We start from the raw sequence: 18,670 nt of genomic DNA, 5'->3' as shown, positions 1-18,670 counted from the left end.
GCGTTAAGAGGCGTTTACGGCGTTCGTCAGGACATGATTCACAACGTCGCGGATGCGCCAGGACGCAGGGCGCTATTCGGGCAAGGCTCAGGCCGCCTCGAACGTGACCGGTCCGCCCCAGAACCCTTGAACCAGTCCGTTCTGCGGTCCCGGCGTTCCGGTGGTCAGGAACACCCGCCCGCCCTTGGTTCCCGTGGCATAGTCCGGATGGCGCTGCAGATAGAGCTCCAGCGCGTCGGCGGTGGCTTCGGGCTGCTGGATCAGCGGCGTGCCGGCCGGCAGGGCGGCGCGGAACAGGTCGGCGATGATCTCGTAGTGGGTGCAGCCCAGCACCACGCGGTGCGGATAGCGGCCGATGCGGGTCTTCAGGGCCTCGACGTGACTCTCGACCGCCTTGGCCAGCTCGACCACCGAGGCGTCGCCCTCGATCAGAGGCACGAGCTCCGGGCAGGCCTCGGAGAACACCGCCAGGTCCTGTTTGCGCTTGTCGATCTCGATTTCGTAGACGCGCGAGCGGACCGTGGCCTGGGTGGCGAAGACCCCCAGGATGTCCAACTGCTCGACCTTCTCGCCGCGCCGCTCGGCCTCGTGCTCCCACGGCAGGCCGGTGGCCTTCTCAATGGTCGGCACGATGATGCCCAGGATGTTGACCGGCCGGCCGATGTCCTTGCGGTAGCCCGGAAGCCAGGTCTGCTGCAGGCGGCGCAGGGCGATGGCCGAGGCGGTGTTGCAGGCCAGGACCACCAGGCTGGCGCCGCGGTCGAACAGGCGGATGCAGCCGGCCTTGGTCAGCTCGACGATGTCCTCGCCGGTGCGCACGCCATAGGGCGCATGGGCCTGGTCGGCCAGATAGGTGAAGTCCGCCTGGGGCAGACGCTGCACGAGGGCGCGGTGGACCGTAAGGCCGCCCACGCCGGAGTCGAAGACGCCGATCATGGGCCAAGCTGTAGCCGCCAAAGCGGGCGTCGTCCACGGACTGGGCGCGGTTCCTGAAAGGTTACGCGCCTGTCATGTGACACGCCCCGGAACCTTGTTAGGGTCGCTGCCAAATCTTCACCGGAGACACTCCGTGCAACGTCGTACATTCCTGGCCTCGGCCGCCGCCACCGGCGCGGTCGTCGCCCTCAATCCGAGTTTGTCCATGGCCCAAGGCGCGAACCCCATGACCCAGAAGTGGGTCGGCCCCTATGGCGGCGTGCCGGCTTTCGACAAGGTCAAGGTCGCCGACTTCAAGCCGGCCCTGGAAACGGCCATGGCCAAGAACCTGGCCGAGATCGACGCGATCACGGCCAACAAGGCCGCGCCGACTTTCGACAACACCATCGGCGCGCTGGAAGACGCCGGCCGGATGCTGAACGACGTCTCGACCTACTACGGCGTCTGGGGCTCGACCATGAGCACGCCCGAGTTCCAGAAGGTCGAGGAGGAGATGGATCCGAAACTCTCGGCCCACGGCGACAAGGTCAACCAGAACGCCGCGCTCTTCGCCCGCATCGAGGCGGTCTACAATTCGCCGGACAAGGCCAAGCTGACGCCGGAACAGCAGCGCGTGCTGTGGATCTACTACACCAACTTCGTGCGCGCCGGCGCCAAGCTGTCGCCCGAGGCCAAGGCCCGGGTCGGCGCGATCAACACCGAGCTGGCCGGCCTCTACACCAAGTTCAGCCAGAACCTGCTGGCCGATGAAAGCACCTGGATCGAGCTTTCCGACGCCGATCTCGCCGGCCTGCCCCAGGGGCTGAAGGACGCCGCCGCCTCGAACGCCGCCGCGCGCAAGCTCCCGGGCAAGTTCGTCGTCGTCAACACCCGCTCCAGCGTCGACCCGTTCCTGGCCGCCTCGCCGGTCCGCGCGGCCCGCGAGAAGGTCTGGCGGGCGTTCGTCAATCGCGGCGACAACGGCGGCGCGACCGACAACAACGCCATCATCAGCAAGATCCTGAAGCTGCGCGTCGAGCGCGCCAAGCTGCTGGGCTACAAGACCCACGCCCACTGGCGCCTCGAGAACGCCATGGCCAAGACGCCCGAGAACGCCATGGCGCTGATGGAGGCGGTGTGGACCCCGGCCATCGCCCAGGTCGCCATCGACGTGGCCGACATGCAGGCGATCATCGACAAGGAAGGGGGCGGTTTCAAGCTGGAGCCCTGGGACTACCGGTACTACGCCGAGAAGGTCCGCCTGGCGAAGTACGCCCTCGATATGAACGAGGTGAAGCCGTACCTGCAGCTGGACAAGCTGCGCGAGGGCATGTTCTGGGCCTCGGGCCAGCTCTACGGCTTCCAGTTCAAGAAGCTGGAAGGCGTCCCCGTCTACCACGAGGACATCACCGTCTATGAGGTGACCCGCGCCGGCAAGCATGTGGGCCTGTGGTACTTCGACCCCTATGCCCGCCCGGGCAAGCGTTCGGGCGCCTGGATGAACGCCTACCGCACCCAGGAGCGGTTCAAGGGCGAGGTCACCACGATCGTCTCCAACAACTCCAACTTCATCAAGGGCAAGCCTGGCGAGCCGCTGCTGATCTCTTGGGACGACGCCACCACCCTGTTCCACGAATTCGGCCACGCCCTGCACGGCCTGAACGCCAACGCGACCTATCCGTCGGTGTCGGGCACCAACGTGGCGCGCGACTATGTCGAGTTCCCCAGCCAGCTGAACGAGCACTGGCTGCCGACGCCGCAGGTGCTGAACCAGTTCGCCCTGCACTACCAGACCGGCAAGCCGATTCCGCAGGCCCTGGTCGACAAGATCGAGGCCGCCGGCAAGTTCGGCGAGGGCTTCGGTACGACCGAGTACCTGTCCAGCGCCCTGATCGACATGAAGCTGCACCTGGCCGGCGACGTCGACATCGATCCGGACAAGTTCGAGCGCGAGGAGCTGGCCAAGCTGAACATGCCGCACGAGATCGTCATGCGTCACCGCACCCCGCAGTTCGGCCATGTGTTCTCGAGCGACGGCTATTCGGCCGGCTACTACAGCTACCTGTGGGCCGACACCCTGACCGCCGACGTCGCCGAGGCCTTCGAGCAGGCGCCCGGCGGCTTCTATGACAAGCCGACCGCCAAGCGCCTCTACGAGACGATCATGTCGAAGGGCAACGCGGTCGACCCTGTCGACCAGTTCCGCGCCTTCCGCGGCCGCGACGTCAAGATCGGGGCCCTGATGCGCAAGCGCGGCTTCCCGGTCCCGGCAGGGGCTTAGGCGCCTGACCCACGCCCTTCTCCCGCCACGGGAGAAGGGCTAAATGGGCTCGGGGGCTGAAGGAGTATCTATGGCTGCGTCCAAGCTCGTACCTCTGGCCCTTTGCTTGGCCCTCGCCACCCCTGCCCTCGCCCAGACCGCGCCTTCTCCGCCCGTGGTCGAGCTCGGCCAGGCCCCGGCTCAGGACGAGAGCGCGGTGGTCGCCGAACTGACCGTGGTGGCCAAGCCCAAGGGGCCGGCGATCTGGCTGGTCGAGAAGGACGGGGCCAAGCTCTATATCCTCGGCTCGGCCGCGCCCCTGCCCCATCAGCTGAAATGGGAAAGCCCGCGCCTGAACAGGGCCTTGGACAAGGCCAGCCTGGTGCTGGTCCCGCCTCAGGCGGCGGTCGGCGTCACCCAGGCGGCGGGTTTCATCCTCAGCTTCGGCGGCGGTCTGCGCCAGCCGATGGGCAAGAACCTGGAAGACCAGCTACCGCCCGACCTGAAGGCGCGCTTCGTGGAGTCCCGCAACCAGGCCCGCAAGGGAGCGGGCGAGTACAAGAACTGGAAGCCGGGCGTGGCCGGCTTCCTGCTGCTTTCGGATTTCCGCCAGGCGGCGGGTCTCTCCGAAGCCAAGCCGGTCAGCACGGTCGAGCGCATGGCCAAGGCCCGCAAGCTGAAGGTCAAGTCGGTCGGGCAGTACCGGATGAGCGCGGTGACCTCGATCGTCTCGAAGCTTTCGCCCGAGGACCAGCTCTACTGCCTGCGGGTGGCGCTGGACGAGATCGCCTATGATGGGGCCCATTCCACCACGATCGGCCAGGATTGGGCGGAGGGCGACCTCGGCTCGGTGCGCGCCCGCTACCGCGCCAGCGGCGCCCAGCGCTGTCTGCTGCGCGCGCCGGGGGGGGCAGCCCTGCTGGAGAAGGGTGTCGACCAGACGACGGACGCCATGACCGACGCGCTGAAGCGTCCCGGCGTCACGGTGGCGGTGGTCGATCTCGGCTTCCTGCTGCCGGCCAACGGCGTGCTGGACCGGCTGAAGGCTGGCGGCGCGACGGTGAGTTCGCCCATCGAGTAGGGGATCGTTGACGCCTGCCCGCCCCTGCCCTCAACCTCGGGCGGGGAGGGACCTCACATGAAGACGATGATCGCCGCCGCCGCCCTGGCGCTGCTGGCCGCCGGTTCGGCGCGGGCCGAGGTCGCGGACGCCCAGCCCAGCGGATTCGAGGTCCGGCATCAGGTCGTGATCGCCGCGCCAGCCAGCGCCGTCTGGGCGACGCTGGTGCAGCCTGCGGAATGGTGGGCCTCGGCCCACACCTGGTCGGGCTCGGCCGCCAACCTGTCGCTGGGCGCGGCCTCGGGCGGTTGCTTCTGCGAGCGGCTGCCGAACGGCGGCTCGGTGCTGCACATGACCACGGTCAACGCCGCGCCTGGGACGAAGCTGGTGCTGGTCGGCGCGCTCGGTCCGCTGCAGAGCTCCGGCGCCAGCGGGGCCCTGACCTTCCTGCTCGCCGAGAAGGACGGCCAGACGACGGTGACCGTCACCTACGATGTCGGCGGCTATTTCAAGGGCGGGCTCGACAAGATCGCCGCGCCCGTCGACGGGGTGCTCGCCCAGCAGGTGGCCGGGCTGAAGGCGGCGGCGGAGGCGAAGTAGGCAAGAAAAAGCCCGCCGGACCGGTCGGTCGGCGGGCTTTAGTCTTTCAGGGCTTCGAGGCTCAGGCGCTTTCCGCCATGCTGTCGTCCGAGGCGCCCAGCAGGGCCATCTGCAGGCGCGATCGGTCGCGGCGGGCCGCCTCCAGGGCGCCTTCGGCCAGGGCGGCTTCCGAGGTGAGGCGCTCGATCGTGGCCTGGAGTTCGGCGACCTTGTCCTCGTGTTCGCGACGGAGCTGGTCCTGGGCTTCCTGCATGCCGTCGAGGCGCGAGCGCAGTTGCTGAGCCCGTTCCTCGGCGCGCCTCATAGCCTTTTCCTGGGCGACGGCGCTCTTGGCCAGCTGGTCGGCGCGCTCGATCGCCGTGGCGCGGGCGGTGTCGACACCGGCGTGGCGCTGACGCAGGCCTTCGGAATCCTCCTCCAGCGTGCGGATGCGTTCCAGGGCGCGTTCCAGGGCGACGTTGAGGTCGCCGGCGCGGCGCTCGACCGCCTTCTGGTGCGCGGAAGATTCGGCGAGACGGGCCGAGATCTGGCCGTTCATCTCTTCCAGCTTGTCGGCGCGGCCGGTGGCGGTCTCCAGGCGGGTCTGCAGGGCCGAGATCTCGGCGCGGGCCGCCTCGACCTGGCTTTCCAGGTTGCGGATGGTGCGACCGCTGTCGGTCTGGTGGGCCGAAAGGGCGTTCTCGATCGCCTGCACGCGGGCGCGTTCGCCGGCCAGCTGGGCTTCGAGGTCGGTTTCGATGCGCGACAGGCGGGCGACGTCCAGGCCGGCCTGGTCGACGCGCTTCTTCAGGGTCGCGACTTCGTCGCCCAGCAGGGCGTTGTCCTGGTTGGCGCGGGCGAGCGCCGCCTCGGCGTCGCCGCGGCGGGTGTCGATGTCCTGGGCCTGAAGGCGCAGGCCCTCGACGTCCTGCACCAGGTGCTCGATGCGGGCGGTGGAGTCGCGCAGGCTGGCGTCGAGGCTGGAGACCTTCAGATCCGACTGCAGCAGGGCGTTGCGCAGGCGGTCGATTTCGAGGGCGTTGTCTTCCAGCGCGGCGTCCTGGGTCTGGCGGCGGGCGTCGGACTCTCCAAGAGCGGTTTCGGCGGCGGCCAGGCGGGCGCTGACCTCGCGTTCCTCGGCCTGGATCTGGGTGACCTGGCGCTGGGCGTGCTCGTAATTGGCGCGTAGGGCGATCAGCTCGGCGTGTTCGGCGCGGCGGGCTTCGAACTCCTGGGCGACCGGACCACGGATCTCGGCGATCAGCGGCTCGATGGCTTTCAGGTGCTCCATCACGCGGCCGATGCTGTCGAGACCGCCGTGAATGGTCTCGTAGCGCTGGCCGATGGCCTGGGTGGATTCGATCTGATGCTGCACGGCCTCGACCCGGGCCTCTTCACCCAGAACGGCCGGCTTGGCGTTCTTGTTATCGCGAGGATTCTTCGACAGCAGTCTCATATCGCCCACCTTCACCCCGTGCGACCCCATCGCGACCTGAAAGGCCGCCTTGCGAACGCCGCGAATCTCTTACCCAGAGGTTAACAACCTAGTTTATTGGCAAGGTGAATGTCGAGGGGCGGACGCCGCGACCTGGCGTCGCGCACGGGCCTCAGAAGCCCGAAAACTGGGGACGATCCGCCGTTTCGACCGCCAGTACCCGGCCGACCGCGTGAACCACGGCGGCGATGCGCAAGGCGGCCTGGACCTGGACGGGCTCCACGCCGCGCTTCCGCAGTTCCGTCTCATGGCTTTCGAGGCAGGCGCCGCAACCGTTGATCGCCGACACGGCGATACACCAGAGTTCGTAATCGACCGCCGTCACGCCGGAATGGGTCAGGCGGTTCATCCGCAGACGCGAGGCCAACGCACCGTATTCGGGCGCTTTCATCAGGTGAACGGCGCGAAAATAGACGTTGGTCATGGCCATCATCGCCGCGGCGGTCTTGGCCGCGGTGAAGGCCTCGGACGAGAAGCCGGCCTCATGCGCGGCGATGGTGATCGCCTTCAGGGTCTCTGGCTCGCCGACCGCGCAGGCGCTGGCGACGAAGCAACCCCAGCGCGCCTGGTCGCTCAGCACGGTCTCGCCGGCCAGGGCGCCCAGATTGGTCCCGATATCCTTGGCGTAGTCGGGCAGCTGGGCGCGTAGGGCCTCGATCGACATGGGGACGCTCCGTGAGATCTGGAGCGGGCTTAGCATCGCGGGAAAGGTTCGTCCCGGTCCGCGCCGCTGGGAGGGGGAGACGCGGGCGGACCGGGTTCAACGGGTTGGGGCCCGGCGTCGGTGGGGGGGAGACACGCCGGAACTTCACCGTGAGACAGAGGTATGCGCTGACCGGTCAGATAGCCAATCGATAGTTTTTGGCTTTCCGATAGATCACGCCTATATCCAGGCCATGCTTCTCCCGACCCTTCGCCAGCTGCAGTATCTGAAACTCCTCTCGGAGCACGGCTCGTTCAGCCGGGCCGCCGAGAGCGCCTATGTCACCCAACCCACCCTGTCGGCCGGCATCCAGGAACTGGAAAAGATCCTGGGCGCGCCGGTGGTCGATCGCGCGCGCTCGGGCGTGATCCTGACCGCCGCCGGCCAGGAGGCGGTGCGGCGAGCCGAGGATATCCTCGCGCGGGCCGAGGACCTGGTGCAGGCCGCGCGCGGGGCCGGCCAGCCTTTGGCCGGTCGTTTCCGCCTGGGCGTGATCCCGACCGTGGCTCCGTACCTGCTGCCGCGCGCCCTGCCCGTCCTGCGCGACAGGTTCCCGAAGCTGAAGCTGTTCCTGCGTGAGGACCTGACTCAGCGGCTGATCGCGGCCCTGAAGAGCGGGGCGCTGGACGCGGCGCTGATCGCCCTGCCCTACGACATGTCCGGCCTGGACTGGGCGCATGTCGAGGACGACGAGCTGCTGGCCGCCGCGCCCGCCAACCACCCGATGGCCGCCTCGACCCGGGTCGATCCCGACAGCCTGCGTGGCGACGACCTGATCCTGCTGGAAGATGGCCACTGCCTGCGCGACCATGCCCTGGCCGCCTGCGGCCTGGAGCCGCCGCGCGGCGTCGGCGACGACGAGACCTTCGCCGCCACGTCGCTGCCGACCCTGGTGCAGATGATCGGCTCGGGCCTGGGCGTCTCGTTCCTGCCGGCTATGGCGGTGCACGCGGGCCTAACCGACAAGACCGCGCTGACGATCCGTCCCCTGGCGACCGAGCATCCCAGCCGCGAGATCGTGGTGGCCTGGCGGGCAGGCTCCAGCCGTGGCGTCGAAGGGCGGCTGCTGGCCGAGACCTTGCGAGAAACCGAAGCTTAACGCGCCGCCGGCCTGGCGGCGCGCGACATCCTAGTGTGCTGGATTTGAAGTTCGCCCGTACTTGGATCAGGCTCTGAGCGAACTTCAAATCCAAAAAAGCACACTAGAAACATAAACTTACTAGTGTCCTTATCGATTCCGAAGTTCGTCGGAGCTTGCCACAAACGCTTGCGAACTTCGGAATCGGGACACTAGACCGCGTGCGAGATCGGACCCTCGGCGCGGCCTTCGACGAACTGGCGGACATATGGATTGTCGGTCGTGCGCAGCTCGGCGGCCGGCCCGCGCCAGATGATCTTGCCGCCATGCAGCATGGCGATCTCGTCGCCGATGGTCTGGGCCGAGGCCAGGTCGTGAGTGATCGACACGGCGGTCGAACCCAGGCGCCGCACCTGGTGGGAGATCAGCTCGTTGATCGCCGCCGCCGTGATGGGGTCCAGGCCGGTGGTCGGTTCGTCGAAGAACAGGATCTCGGGTTGGGCGACGACGGCGCGGGCCAGACCGGCGCGCTTCTGCATGCCGCCCGACAGCTCGGACGGGAAGCGGTCGGCGACGTCGGGAGACAGACGCACCTGCTCAAGGGCTTCGATCGCCCTTTCCCTGGCCTCCTTGCGCGGCGCGCCGTCGGCGTTGATCAGGCGGAAGGCGACGTTTTCCCAGACGGTCAGGCTGTCGAACAGGGCCGCGCCCTGGAACAGCACGCCGACGCGGGAGAACAGCTTGCGGCGGGCGCCCTCCGACAGGGTGACGGTGTTCTTGCCGTCCAGCTCGATCTTGCCGGCGTCCGGGCGCATCAGGCCGAGCGCGGTCTTGATCGTCACCGACTTGCCCTGGCCGGAGCCGCCGATGATGACCAGCGACCGGCCTGGCGCGACCGACAGGTCGAGGCCGTCGAGGACCGCGCGGCCCTCGAAGCGCTTGGTGACGCCCTTCCAGGCGAGTTTCGGGGTCACGTCGGTCATGAGGCGTGGGTGAAGAGGGTGGTCAGGAGGTAGTCGGAGCCGAAGATCAGGATCGCCGACGAGACCACCGCGTGGGTGGTGGCCCGGCCGACGCCCCGCGCCCCGCCCTTGGCGTTGTAGCCGTGGTAGCAGCCCATCAGCGCCACGATGAACCCGAACACCGCGGCCTTGATCAGGCCCGAGACGATGTCCCAGCTCTGCAGGAAGTCGATGGTGTTGCGGATGTAGACGGCCGAGCTGAAGTCCAGCACCCGCGTGGCGACCAGCCAGCCGCCGGCGACGCCGATGGTGTCGGCCACCGCGGTCAGCAGCGGCGTCATCAGGACGCCGGCCAGCAGGCGCGGGCCGACCAGATAGCGGAACGGGTCGGTCGACAGGGTGCGCATGGCGTCGATCTGCTCGGTCGCCCGCATGGCGCCGATCTCGGCGGCGATGGCGGCCGAGACCCGGCCAGCCAGCATCAGCGCCGCCAGAACCGGGCCCAGCTCGCGGGTGATCCCCAGGGCAACGATCTGCGGCATCACCTGCTCGGCGTTGAAGCGTCCGCCGCCGGTGAAGATGTTCAGGGCCAGGGCCGCGCCGGTGAAGATGGCGGTCAGGCCCACCACCGGCAGCGAGAAGAAGCCGATGGCCACGAACTGGCGCCACAGCTGGCCGAGGAACCAGGGCGGGGTCAGGGCGGCGGCGACGCCGCGCACGGCGAAGACGCCGACCGACCCGACCATGCGCACGGCGGCCAGTGTCGAGCGACCCAGAGCCCGGACGGGGCTGGCAAGAGAACGAGGGGCGACCTGCCGGGCCGCCTCGGCCGCGGCCATGTCAGTAGCTCGCGGCGGGCTGCGAGGCGTCCGGCGCGGGTGCGTCCGACGAGGCCGCCGCATCCGAACCACCCTGCGGACGGATCACCGAGCCGATCAGGCCGAAGATGTCCACGGCGCCTTGCGTGTTCTCGATCTGGCCGCCCGGCTTGATGTCGTCCATGGCCGCGCCCGGCGCGATCGAGACGTGCGCGCCGCCCAGCAGGCTGTCGCTGGTGATCTTGGCGGTCGAGTCCGACGGCAGCTTGACGGTCGGATCGATGCTCAGCTTGGCCACGGCCAGGAAGGTCTTCGGCTCCAGCGTGATCTGCGAGACCGTGCCGACCTTGACGCCGGCCACGCTCACCGCCGCGCCCGGGGCCAGCGAACCGGCCTCGCCGAACTTGGCGTTGATCTCATAGTTTCCGCGCTTCATGTGGACGCCGCCCACGCTCAGCGAATAGGTCAGAAACCCCGCCGCCAGGGCGAGGACGACGACGCCCATGGCTGTCTCGGCCCATTGTTCGCGCAATGCCAAATCCCCTTGGTCCTTAACGTGTCGTCCCGTCGCTACTTGCGACGGCCAGAAGGCGCCGCGCCGCCCTTCTGGAGTTGATTGATCAGCACGTCGATGTTGCCGCCGGCGTTGTCGATCGTCGAGACGAAGTCCTGCTGCTGGGTGATGGCCAGCCAGATCCCCTTGAACTGGACGTCGACGACCTTCCAGGTCTGGCCGCCGCCCAGCACGCGCCAGGAGACCGGCAGGGGCTGGGTGATCTGGCCGCCCGAGATCACGGTCTTGACCGTCACGTCGCCCGGCTTGTTGACCACCGAGCCGACCACCTTCAGCTGCTCGCCGCGATAGTCGTCGATACGGCTCTGATAGACGTTCTCGGCATAGGTGCGGAACACCGGCGTGAAGCGCGCGCGCTGCTCAGGCGTGATGGTGCGGGCGTACTTGCCCAGAACGAAGTTGGTGATGCGCGGCACGTCGGCCAACTCGTCCACCGCCTGGTGGAAGACCTGGGTCTTCTGGGCGTCGCTCATGCTCTTGTTGGCCAGCACGGTGATCACGCGCTGGGCCTTGGCCTGGACGAAGGCCTCGGCGCCGGCGTCGCGCGCGCTGTTCTGGGCCAGGGCCGAGCCGCCGATCGCGACGGCCCCGAAGAACGCCAAAAGCGCGGCGTTGGCGCCGCGCCGGGTGGAGGTGGTGTTGGTCATGGTCTTACCGGTCATGGTTTGGGCGTCGCGGGTGAAGCGTCCTGAGGCGGAGCTTCCGGAGGCGGCGCGTCGAAGTCGGGCAGCACCTCGGCGTCGCCCGTGGCGTCGCGGACGAAGGCCTCGCGATACTGGGTATAGGCCGAACGGGTGGTGACATAGGGGTCGGCGGCGTCCTTCAAGGCCTGGAACGCCGGGTCGGTGTTCGAGCGCAGATCAACGATGGTCACGCCCGCACGGGCCTTGCCGAAGTCGGTGGAGAGGCCGCCGACATACAGCGAGACGGGGTCGGTGACGAAGTCGAGCGCGCGGCCGACGCCGTCGCGGACATTCAGCGGACCCATCAGCGGCACATAGAGATAGGCCCCGGGCTTGGCGCCCCATTTGCCGAAGGTCTGGCCGAAGTCGGCGTCGCGACGCGGCAGGTTCATCTTGGCGGCGACGTCGAACAGGCCCAGGACGCCGAAGGTTGAATTGACCACGAAGCGGGTGGTCGAACGCATGGCGCGCTTGGGCTTTCCTTGCAACACCATGTTCATGACGGTGTTCGGCTCGCCCAGATTATAGACGGCCGAGCTGACCCGGTTGCGGACCACGCGGGGCGTAACCGCCATGTAGCCGTGGGCGATCGGCGCCAGGATCACGTGATCCAGGCCCATGCCCAGCTTGAAGGCGCCGCGATTGAAGCCTTCCAGCGGATCGTTGGCCGCCTCGACGTTCGCGGTGGTGCCGACCGACTGGCCCTTGACGCCCTGTTCCCGAGCGAGGGCCGTCGAGAACGTCGCCAGGCTGGCGGCCGCAGCAAGCCCCATGGCGGCGATACGCCGACCGGTCGCCCTGCGGCGGAGGCCGTTATCCTGGTCGTTCAAGCCCGTGCTCCTGCGTCTACACGCCGGCATGTATTCACGCCGCAATCCGTATCAAGACTGATTACGTTGTATTTCGGCCACGTTGGGTCGGCCTTGCTTCAAATCGCCCTGACTTGAAGCGGCGGGCCGCGAAAAGGGCGCCGCCGCGCCGCCGCGTTCTTCGACATAATCAGATATATCGAAAACAGCTCTTGACCCAGCCGCAATCCGATATATCTATAAATCCGATATAACGAAATAGGATCTAAAAACACAATGTTTGGACGACATCACCATCACCGCGGTCACTGGCGCGGCCACGCCGACGAGCATCACGGCCGTCATCCCTTCGGCTTCCACGGCGGCCCCGCCGGTCATCATGGCGGCCCGCGCGGTCGCGGCGGCCGTATGGGCCGGTTCTTCGATCATGGCGACCTGCGCTTCGTGGTTCTCAAGCTGATCGCCGAGAAGCCCAGCCATGGCTACGAGCTGATCAAGGCCATCGAGACCGCGGCCGGCGGCGCCTATACGCCCAGCCCCGGCGTGGTCTATCCGACCCTGACCCTGCTGGAAGAGTTGGGCTACGTCACCGCCAGCGACGCCGGCGGCGGCAAGAAGCTCTACACGATCACGCCGGAAGGCGAGGCGTTCCTGGCCAGCAACGACGCCCCCGTCCGCTCGCTGTTCGAGCGCATGGCCGAGGCCGCGTCCGCCAGTGCCGCCTTCTCGCCGCAGATCATGCGGGCTCGCGAGAACCTCAAGACCGCGCTGCGGCTCAAGCTGCACGGCGGCCAGCTGAGCGCCGAGCAGATCGCGGCCATCGCCAAGGCGATGGACGACGCCGCGGCGGTCATCGAGACCATCTAACCGGAAGGAGGGACGGCATGGAAAGCCACGCTCGCGTCGCCACCGACAAGGCGGCCCGTTACATGACCCAGCTGGCCAAGCACTGGAGCCACAAGTTCGAGGTCGCCTATGACGAGACCTCGGCCCTGTTCCCGCTGCCGTTGGGAACCTGCCGGATGGTTGCTCATCCCGATGGCCTCGACATCACCGTCGAGGCCGCCGACCTCGAAGGCCTGGCCCGGCTGGAGGACGTGGTGGCCAAGCACCTGGACCGCTTCGCCTTCCGCGAGGGCGAGCTGAAATACGGTTGGACTCGCGCCTGGGCGGCCGGTTCGGTTGATCCGCGGGCCATGCGGATCAACGCTCTCCACTAGGGATCCGCCAAGGATCAGTGCAGGCCGCGCAGCAGGTCGATGCGGCGCATGGCTTTGCCGGGGATTTCGGAGATCCGGCCCAGCGGCAGGGATTCGGCGACGCTGCGCATGCCGTAGGCGGCGTGGCGGACCAGGGTCGGCAGCGAGGGCGAGCCCAGGAAGCCGAACACCACCGTCTGACGGGCGTTGGACAGCTCACGCTTGAACCGGTAGTCGCCGGTGCCGAGGTCCAGGCGCGAATAGTCCGTGCCGTCCATGCTCTTCAGGATGTCCTGAAACAGCAGCATGCCAGGCGAATAGCGCTCGAGCTCTGGATTATAGGCGATCAGCCAGCCGTGGAGCGTGTGCTCACCGCGCAGGTGCAGGTGCACGGCCGCCAGCTGGTCTCCCAGATGCAGGGTGTAGAGCCCGCCGCCGAAGTGGGGGGCGCGGTTCTGGAACAGCGCCTCGACGAGGTTATTGACCCAGGGCGTCTTGAAGAGGTCGGTCTGGCCGGTGGCCAGCAGCTGAGCTCGCTTCCAGGCGATCAGCTGGTCGAAGTCGCCGCGGCTTTCCGACATGGCCGTGTAGCGCGAGGGCCCGACCTCGCGCTCGGCCTTGCGGCGCTTTTTGTCGATGTCCTTGAGTACGCCGACATTGGCGGCCTTGCGCTCGGCGGCGTAGGCCTCGTAGCCGTCTGGCAGTTCGATGATCCAGGAGTCCGCCTGCCCACGCCCGTGGCGGGCCAGGGTCTCGTCATCGGCCAGCATGTGACAGAAGTCGATGCGCGAGGCGTGCAGGGCGGTTAGCAGGTCGCGCGGATTGACCGCGACGCCCGGGGCAGAGACCAAGGCCTGATAGTCGCACATCGGAGCGCCGGCCGGCATGGCCACGCCGTGACGGATGCGGGCCGGCAGGAAGGCCAGAGCCTCGCCCTCGGCGCCGCGCACGATCGCGACCTTGACGTCCTCGCCCTTGTCGCTCTGGGCGCGGGCGACCGATAGGGCCCAGTGCGGCGACAGGAACGGCGAGTCCAGCCGCGCCTGGCTGCGCTGCAGCTCCATCCACCGCGCGATATCGGCGGGGGAAAGGTCCAGGGCTTTGACGACTTGGATGGGCACTGTGACGGGTCCGGCAGCTTTGTCGGAGCGCATCTTGGCGTCGATAACTTTCGTTTGGGTTGACGGCGCGGCGTTATCCGAAACGCCGCGCCGTTTTGCTCAATCCATCAGCTTGCGGCTGAGATAGACATATTCCAGAGCCTGGCGACGGGCCGTCTCGGCCAGGTTGGCGCTGGCCGCGTGCCCGCCGTCGATGTTCTCGTAATAGAGCACCGGATAGCCCAGTTCCTCGAGCCTTGCGGCCGCCTTGCGGGCGTGGGCCGGATGGACACGATCGTCCTTGGTCGAGGTCTCGATGAACACCTCGGGGTACTTCTGGCCGGCCTTGAGGTTGGAGTAGGGATCGTACTTGGCGATCACCGCCCGCTCGGACGGGATGGCCGGGTCGCCATATTCGCCCACCCACGAGGCGCCGGCCCCGATCTGGCTGTAACGGATCATGTCGAACAGCGGCACCTGAACGACGATGGCGTTGTAGAGTTCGGGCCGCTGGGTCAGGGCCACGCCCATCAGCAGGCCGCCGTTGCTGCCGCCCATGATGCCCAGGCGGCGCGGCGAGGTGATCTTCCGCGTGATCAGGTCCTGGGACACGGCGAAGAAGTCGTCATAGACCTTCTGGCGGTTGGCCTTCAGGCCGGCCTCGTGCCAGGCCGGGCCGAATTCGCCGCCGCCCCGGATGTTGGCGACGACGTACGTGCCGCCGCGCTCCAGCCACAGCTTGCCCATCACGCCCGAATAGCCCGGGGTCAGCGGCACCTGGAAGCCGCCATAGGCGTAGAGCAGGGTGGGGGCCTGGCCGTCGTACTTGAGGCCCTTGGGCCGCACGACGAAGTAGGGAATCTTGGCGCCGTCGGTGCTGGTCGCCTCGAACTGCTCGACCACGTGGGTCGAGGCGTCGAAGCGCGCCGGCGAGGCCTTGACCTGCTCCAGTTTCAGCGAGCCGGCGTCGGCCAGCCAGTAGGTGGTCGGAGCCAGGTAGCCGGTGACGGTGACGAACAGGCGCTCGTCCTTCTCGGCGGTCGAGCCCAGGCCGATGGCGCTGTTGGCCGGCAGGTCCAGGGCCTGTGAGGTCCAGCCCTTCGGGCCGTGGGTCAACACGAGCGCCGCGCCCTTGACGTTATCCAGCAGACCCACGACCAGCTTGGTGCGGGTGGTGGTCACCTGTTCGACCGATTGGCGGGCCGTCGGGCGCAACACCAGCGTCGCCACGGCCCGGTCCGGCGCGGCCTTCAGTCTGGCCAGGTCGAAGCTGACCAGGTCGCCGGTCTTGAAGCCCTTCCAGTCCTGCTCCATCAGCACGATCATCTGACCGGCGACATAGCCCTGGACCGAGCTCTTCAGCGGCAGGTCCAGCTTCACGGGCTTGTCGCCCTCGAGCAGATAGGTTTCGGCCTCGAAGAAGGTCACGCCTCGGCCGGCCATCACCGCCACGGCCTTGCCGTCGGCGTCGCGCAGAACGAACGGATTGACCGAGACGTCGGTGTCGACGCCCCGGAACACCTCGACTGCCTGGTCCAGGGTCTGGCCGCGCTTCAGGGTCTTCAAGACATAGGCATAGCCGGACTTGGTCAGCTCGCCCGGCTTCCACTCCCGGCCGACCAGCAGGGTGTCCTTGTCGAGCCAGGTGTAGTTCTGCTTGCCCTCGGGCAGGACGAAGCCGCCCGACACAAAGCTCTTCATGGCGGTGTCGAACTCCCGGACCGTCACGGCGTCCTTGCCGCCGTCCGACAGCGTCACGAGGCACCGCGTGTCCTCGGGCGGCAGGCAGGATGCGCCCTTGAACACCCAGTTGGCGCCTTCGGCCTTGGACAGGGCGTCGATGTCGAGGATCGTTTCCCAGGCCGGATCGGCGGTGCGGTAGCTCTCCAGGCTGGTCTCGCGCCAGACGCCGCGCACGTGATCGGCGTCCTGCCAGAAGTTGCGCAGGGAGCCGTCGCCAGCGAACGAGACCCCCGGCACGCGGTCCTTGGCGTTCAGGATCGCCAGGGCCTTGGCCTCCAGGTCCGCATAGCGCTTGTCGCCCTGCAGCACCGGCAGCGTCCTGGCGTTCTGGGCCTTGGCCCAGTCCATGGCGCGCGCGCCCTCGATCTCCTCCATCCAGAGATAGGGATCGTTCTTGCCCAGCTCGGTCAGCGGGGTGCGGGCTTCTTCGGCGGCCTTGGGCTTGTCGGCTTCGGCGGCGATCGCGGGGGTTATGGTCATCAAACTCGTGGAGGCCATGAGAACGGTCAGCAGCTTACCCACTTAGTGATCCATCAGCTGGCGCGACAGGTAGGTGTAGTGCAGCGCCCAGCGGCGGGCGTTGTTCTTGGGGTCGGCGCCATTGGCGTGGCCGCCGTCGGTGTTCTCGAAATAGAGGTGGTCGACGCCCAGATCGTCCATCCTGGCGGCGAACTTGCGGGCGTGGCCGGGGTGGACGCGGTCGTCCTTGGTCGAGGTGGTGATGTAGGCCAGCGGGTATTTCACGCCCGCCTTCAGGTTCTGGTACGGGCTGTATTTCTCGATCCAGGCGCGCTCGGCGGGGATGGCCGGGTCGCCATACTCGCCGATCCACGAGGCGCCGGCGGGCAGGTAGGTGTAGCGGATCATGTCCAGCAGGGGGCTCTCGACCACCACCGCGTTCCACAGGTCCGGACGCTCGGTCAGGGCCACGCCCATCAGCAGGCCGCCGTTCGAGCGGCCATAGGCGCCCAGGTGGCGCGGCGTGGTCGCCTTGTCGGCGATCAGCGTCTCAGCGACCGCGAAATAGTCGTCATAGGCCCGCTGGCGGTTGGCCTTCAGCGCCGCCTCGTGCCAGGCCGGTCCGAACTCGCCGCCGCCGCGGATATTGGCCACGGCGTAGGCGCCGCCGCGTTCCAGCCACAGCTTGCCGATCAGCGGGTCGTAGACCGGCAGCTTGGAAAGATTGAAGCCGCCATAGGCGTGCAGGAGGGTCGGGTTCTGGCCGTCCAGCTTCCAGCCCTTCTTGTGGACCAGGAAGTAGGGGATGGCCGTGCCATCCTTCGAGGTCGCCGACTTCTGCTCGACCACCAGGTCCTTGGTCTCGAACTGGGCGGGCAGGGCCTTGATCGTCTGGGCGGTGGTCCCGGTGGCGTCGGCCAGCTTCAGCTCGGTCGGGGTGAGGAAGCCTTCGTTGGTGTAGAAAACTTCGTCGCCCTCGTCCGAGTGCGAGACCAGGGCCACAGAGGCGTTGTCGATCACCGGCAGGGCCTGGGAGGTGACGCCGAATTCACCGCGCAGCCGCAGGCTGACCAGGCTGCCCCGGACGTTGTCGTAGACCACGGCGACGACGCGGTTGTCGGTGACGGTGAGTTGGTCGATCGACTGGCGCGGACCCGGGGCCAGGAGCTGGCAGGGATCGCAGTCATTGCTGATGACGATCTCGGGGTCCTTTGCCTTGGTCAAGAACTTGGTCGAGGCCGCGACGATCGAACCGGCTGGATAGGTGTAGGGGTGCGCGCCGATGGTGACGGTCCACGGCTCCTCGATCTTCAGGACGAGCTTGCCGTCGATAAGGCCGCGCACGCCGACCTTTTCCGGGATCGGCAGACGCTTGGCGTCCTTGCCGTCCCAGATATAGGTCTCGTCGTGAAAGAAGTCGGTGGCGCGGGTCAATAGGACGATCCGATTGCCGGCGGCGTCGTGCAGCACGTTCGGCCCGGCCGAGACGTCGGACTTCTGGCCGCGGAAGACCTCGACGGCCTGATCGAGGGTCTGGCCCCGCTTCAGCGTCTTGATGACGAAGCCGTAGCCGCTCTTCGTGGTCGTGCCTCCACCCCAGTCGCGCGTCAGGATCAGGGTGTCGGGGTCCAGCCACTCGATCGACTGCTTGCTCTCGGGCAGCACGAAACCGCCCGCGCCGGGGTCGACGAAGCTCTTGGTCGTCAGGTCGAATTCGCGGACCGTGACGGCGTCCTTGCCGCCGTTGGACAGATTCACCAGGCATCGGTCGTGGGTCTTGGGACGACAGTCGGCGCCCTTCCAGATCCAGTTCTTGCCCTCGGCCTTGGCCAGGGCGTCCAGGTCGATGACCGTTTCCCACTGCGGGGCGGCGGTCTTGTAGGACTCCAGGCTGGTGCGCCGCCAGACGCCGCGCACGTGGGTCTCGTCCTGCCAGAAGTTGAACACCGTCTTGCCGATGAAGGTCGGCATGGCGATCCGGTCCTTGGTCGACAGGATCTTCAGGGCCTGGTCCTGCAGGCCAGCGAACCGCTTGTCGCCCGACAGGACCGGCAGGGTCTTGTCGTTCTGGGTCTTCACCCAGGCCAGGGAGTCGGGGCTTTCCACCGCCTCCAGCGCCAGGTGCGGATCGGCGTCCTGGGCGAGGGCGGGAGCGGCGAGGGCGAAGGCCAAGGCGATCGCCGAGCAGGTGCGGAGCAGGGTCATGGCGCGGGACGGTATCGGAAAATTTCCC

General features: G+C 67.7%; 17 protein-coding genes. 6 read left to right on the top strand and 11 right to left on the bottom strand.

What is annotated here, in order from left to right; genetic code table 11:
• Positions 1-87: 87 nt before the first annotated feature.
• On the bottom strand, positions 88-936 hold the full coding sequence (locus AC07R7_RS21620) for a glutamate racemase (RefSeq protein WP_492887330.1): 849 nt from the start codon (positions 934-936) through the stop codon (positions 88-90).
• 133 nt (positions 937-1,069) lie between these two features.
• Here AC07R7_RS21620 and AC07R7_RS21615 point away from each other — a divergent pair, with 133 nt between their 5' ends.
• The 3 genes from AC07R7_RS21615 to AC07R7_RS21605 all read left to right on the top strand — a co-directional run bounded on the left by AC07R7_RS21615 (position 1,070) and on the right by AC07R7_RS21605 (position 4,835).
• Positions 1,070-3,196, top strand: a complete 2,127-nt coding sequence (locus tag AC07R7_RS21615) for a M3 family metallopeptidase (RefSeq protein WP_494636547.1) — start codon at positions 1,070-1,072, stop codon at positions 3,194-3,196.
• Between the two features lie 70 nt (positions 3,197-3,266).
• Positions 3,267-4,256, top strand: coding sequence for a TraB/GumN family protein (locus AC07R7_RS21610; protein WP_494636546.1), 990 nt, complete (start codon positions 3,267-3,269; stop codon positions 4,254-4,256).
• Positions 4,257-4,313: 57 nt separating this feature from the next.
• Positions 4,314-4,835, top strand: a complete 522-nt coding sequence (locus AC07R7_RS21605) for an SRPBCC family protein (protein ID WP_494636545.1) — start codon at positions 4,314-4,316, stop codon at positions 4,833-4,835.
• A gap of 61 nt (positions 4,836-4,896) precedes the next feature.
• Here the strand turns inward: AC07R7_RS21605 and creS are convergent, their stop codons facing one another.
• On the bottom strand, positions 4,897-6,270 hold the full coding sequence (creS, locus tag AC07R7_RS21600; protein ID WP_494636544.1) for a crescentin: 1,374 nt from the start codon (positions 6,268-6,270) through the stop codon (positions 4,897-4,899).
• 151 nt (positions 6,271-6,421) lie between these two features.
• Complete coding sequence (gene ahpD / locus AC07R7_RS21595; RefSeq protein WP_494636543.1) at positions 6,422-6,973, bottom strand: alkylhydroperoxidase, AhpD family; 552 nt, start codon at positions 6,971-6,973, stop codon at positions 6,422-6,424.
• Between the two features lie 232 nt (positions 6,974-7,205).
• Between ahpD and AC07R7_RS21590 the strand changes: the two genes are divergently transcribed.
• On the top strand, positions 7,206-8,111 hold the full coding sequence (locus tag AC07R7_RS21590; RefSeq protein ID WP_492887336.1) for a hydrogen peroxide-inducible genes activator: 906 nt from the start codon (positions 7,206-7,208) through the stop codon (positions 8,109-8,111).
• 191 nt (positions 8,112-8,302) lie between these two features.
• Here the strand turns inward: AC07R7_RS21590 and AC07R7_RS21585 are convergent, their stop codons facing one another.
• The 5 genes from AC07R7_RS21585 to AC07R7_RS21565 are packed head-to-tail and all read right to left on the bottom strand — an operon-like array spanning position 8,303 to position 11,987.
• Complete coding sequence (locus tag AC07R7_RS21585) at positions 8,303-9,073, bottom strand: ABC transporter ATP-binding protein (protein WP_492838915.1); 771 nt, start codon at positions 9,071-9,073, stop codon at positions 8,303-8,305.
• Positions 9,070-9,891 (bottom strand): MlaE family ABC transporter permease, encoded by an 822-nt coding sequence (locus AC07R7_RS21580; RefSeq protein WP_492887338.1) that lies wholly within the window; start codon positions 9,889-9,891, stop codon positions 9,070-9,072. Before AC07R7_RS21580 ends, AC07R7_RS21585 begins: the two co-directional genes overlap by 4 nt.
• A 1-nt stretch (position 9,892) precedes the next feature.
• Positions 9,893-10,408, bottom strand: a complete 516-nt coding sequence (mlaD, locus tag AC07R7_RS21575) for an outer membrane lipid asymmetry maintenance protein MlaD (RefSeq protein ID WP_492838911.1) — start codon at positions 10,406-10,408, stop codon at positions 9,893-9,895.
• Positions 10,409-10,440: 32 nt separating this feature from the next.
• Positions 10,441-11,106: an MlaC/ttg2D family ABC transporter substrate-binding protein gene (locus tag AC07R7_RS21570; RefSeq protein WP_494636542.1), complete on the bottom strand. Its 666-nt coding sequence runs from the start codon at positions 11,104-11,106 to the stop codon at positions 10,441-10,443.
• On the bottom strand, positions 11,103-11,987 hold the full coding sequence (locus AC07R7_RS21565; protein WP_494636541.1) for an MlaA family lipoprotein: 885 nt from the start codon (positions 11,985-11,987) through the stop codon (positions 11,103-11,105). The genes AC07R7_RS21570 and AC07R7_RS21565 overlap by 4 nt, the downstream gene beginning before the upstream one ends.
• 225 nt (positions 11,988-12,212) lie before the next feature.
• Here AC07R7_RS21565 and AC07R7_RS21560 point away from each other — a divergent pair, with 225 nt between their 5' ends.
• The gene (locus tag AC07R7_RS21560) at positions 12,213-12,803 is read left to right on the top strand and encodes a PadR family transcriptional regulator (RefSeq protein WP_492838906.1); all 591 of its coding nucleotides are present in this window, start codon (positions 12,213-12,215) and stop codon (positions 12,801-12,803) included.
• A 17-nt stretch (positions 12,804-12,820) separates the two neighbouring features.
• The gene (locus AC07R7_RS21555) at positions 12,821-13,156 is read left to right on the top strand and encodes a DUF2218 domain-containing protein (RefSeq protein ID WP_492887341.1); all 336 of its coding nucleotides are present in this window, start codon (positions 12,821-12,823) and stop codon (positions 13,154-13,156) included.
• 14 nt (positions 13,157-13,170) lie between these two features.
• Here the strand turns inward: AC07R7_RS21555 and AC07R7_RS21550 are convergent, their stop codons facing one another.
• The 3 genes from AC07R7_RS21550 to AC07R7_RS21540 form a co-directional block, all read right to left on the bottom strand.
• Positions 13,171-14,256: a GNAT family N-acetyltransferase gene (locus AC07R7_RS21550; protein WP_494636540.1), complete on the bottom strand. Its 1,086-nt coding sequence runs from the start codon at positions 14,254-14,256 to the stop codon at positions 13,171-13,173.
• A gap of 99 nt (positions 14,257-14,355) precedes the next feature.
• Positions 14,356-16,476: a prolyl oligopeptidase family serine peptidase gene (locus AC07R7_RS21545; RefSeq protein ID WP_494636625.1), complete on the bottom strand. Its 2,121-nt coding sequence runs from the start codon at positions 16,474-16,476 to the stop codon at positions 14,356-14,358.
• A 24-nt stretch (positions 16,477-16,500) separates the two neighbouring features.
• Positions 16,501-18,642 carry a prolyl oligopeptidase family serine peptidase gene (locus tag AC07R7_RS21540; RefSeq protein ID WP_494636539.1) on the bottom strand — a complete coding sequence of 714 codons (2,142 nt, stop codon included), beginning with the start codon at positions 18,640-18,642 and terminating at the stop codon, positions 16,501-16,503.
• Positions 18,643-18,670 lie beyond the last annotated feature (28 nt).

The organism is Caulobacter sp. GW821-FHT05F04 (assembly GCF_059419665.1).
Note: the sequence above shows the minus strand (reverse complement) of the source record. Positions and strands in the feature narration are given on the sequence as shown.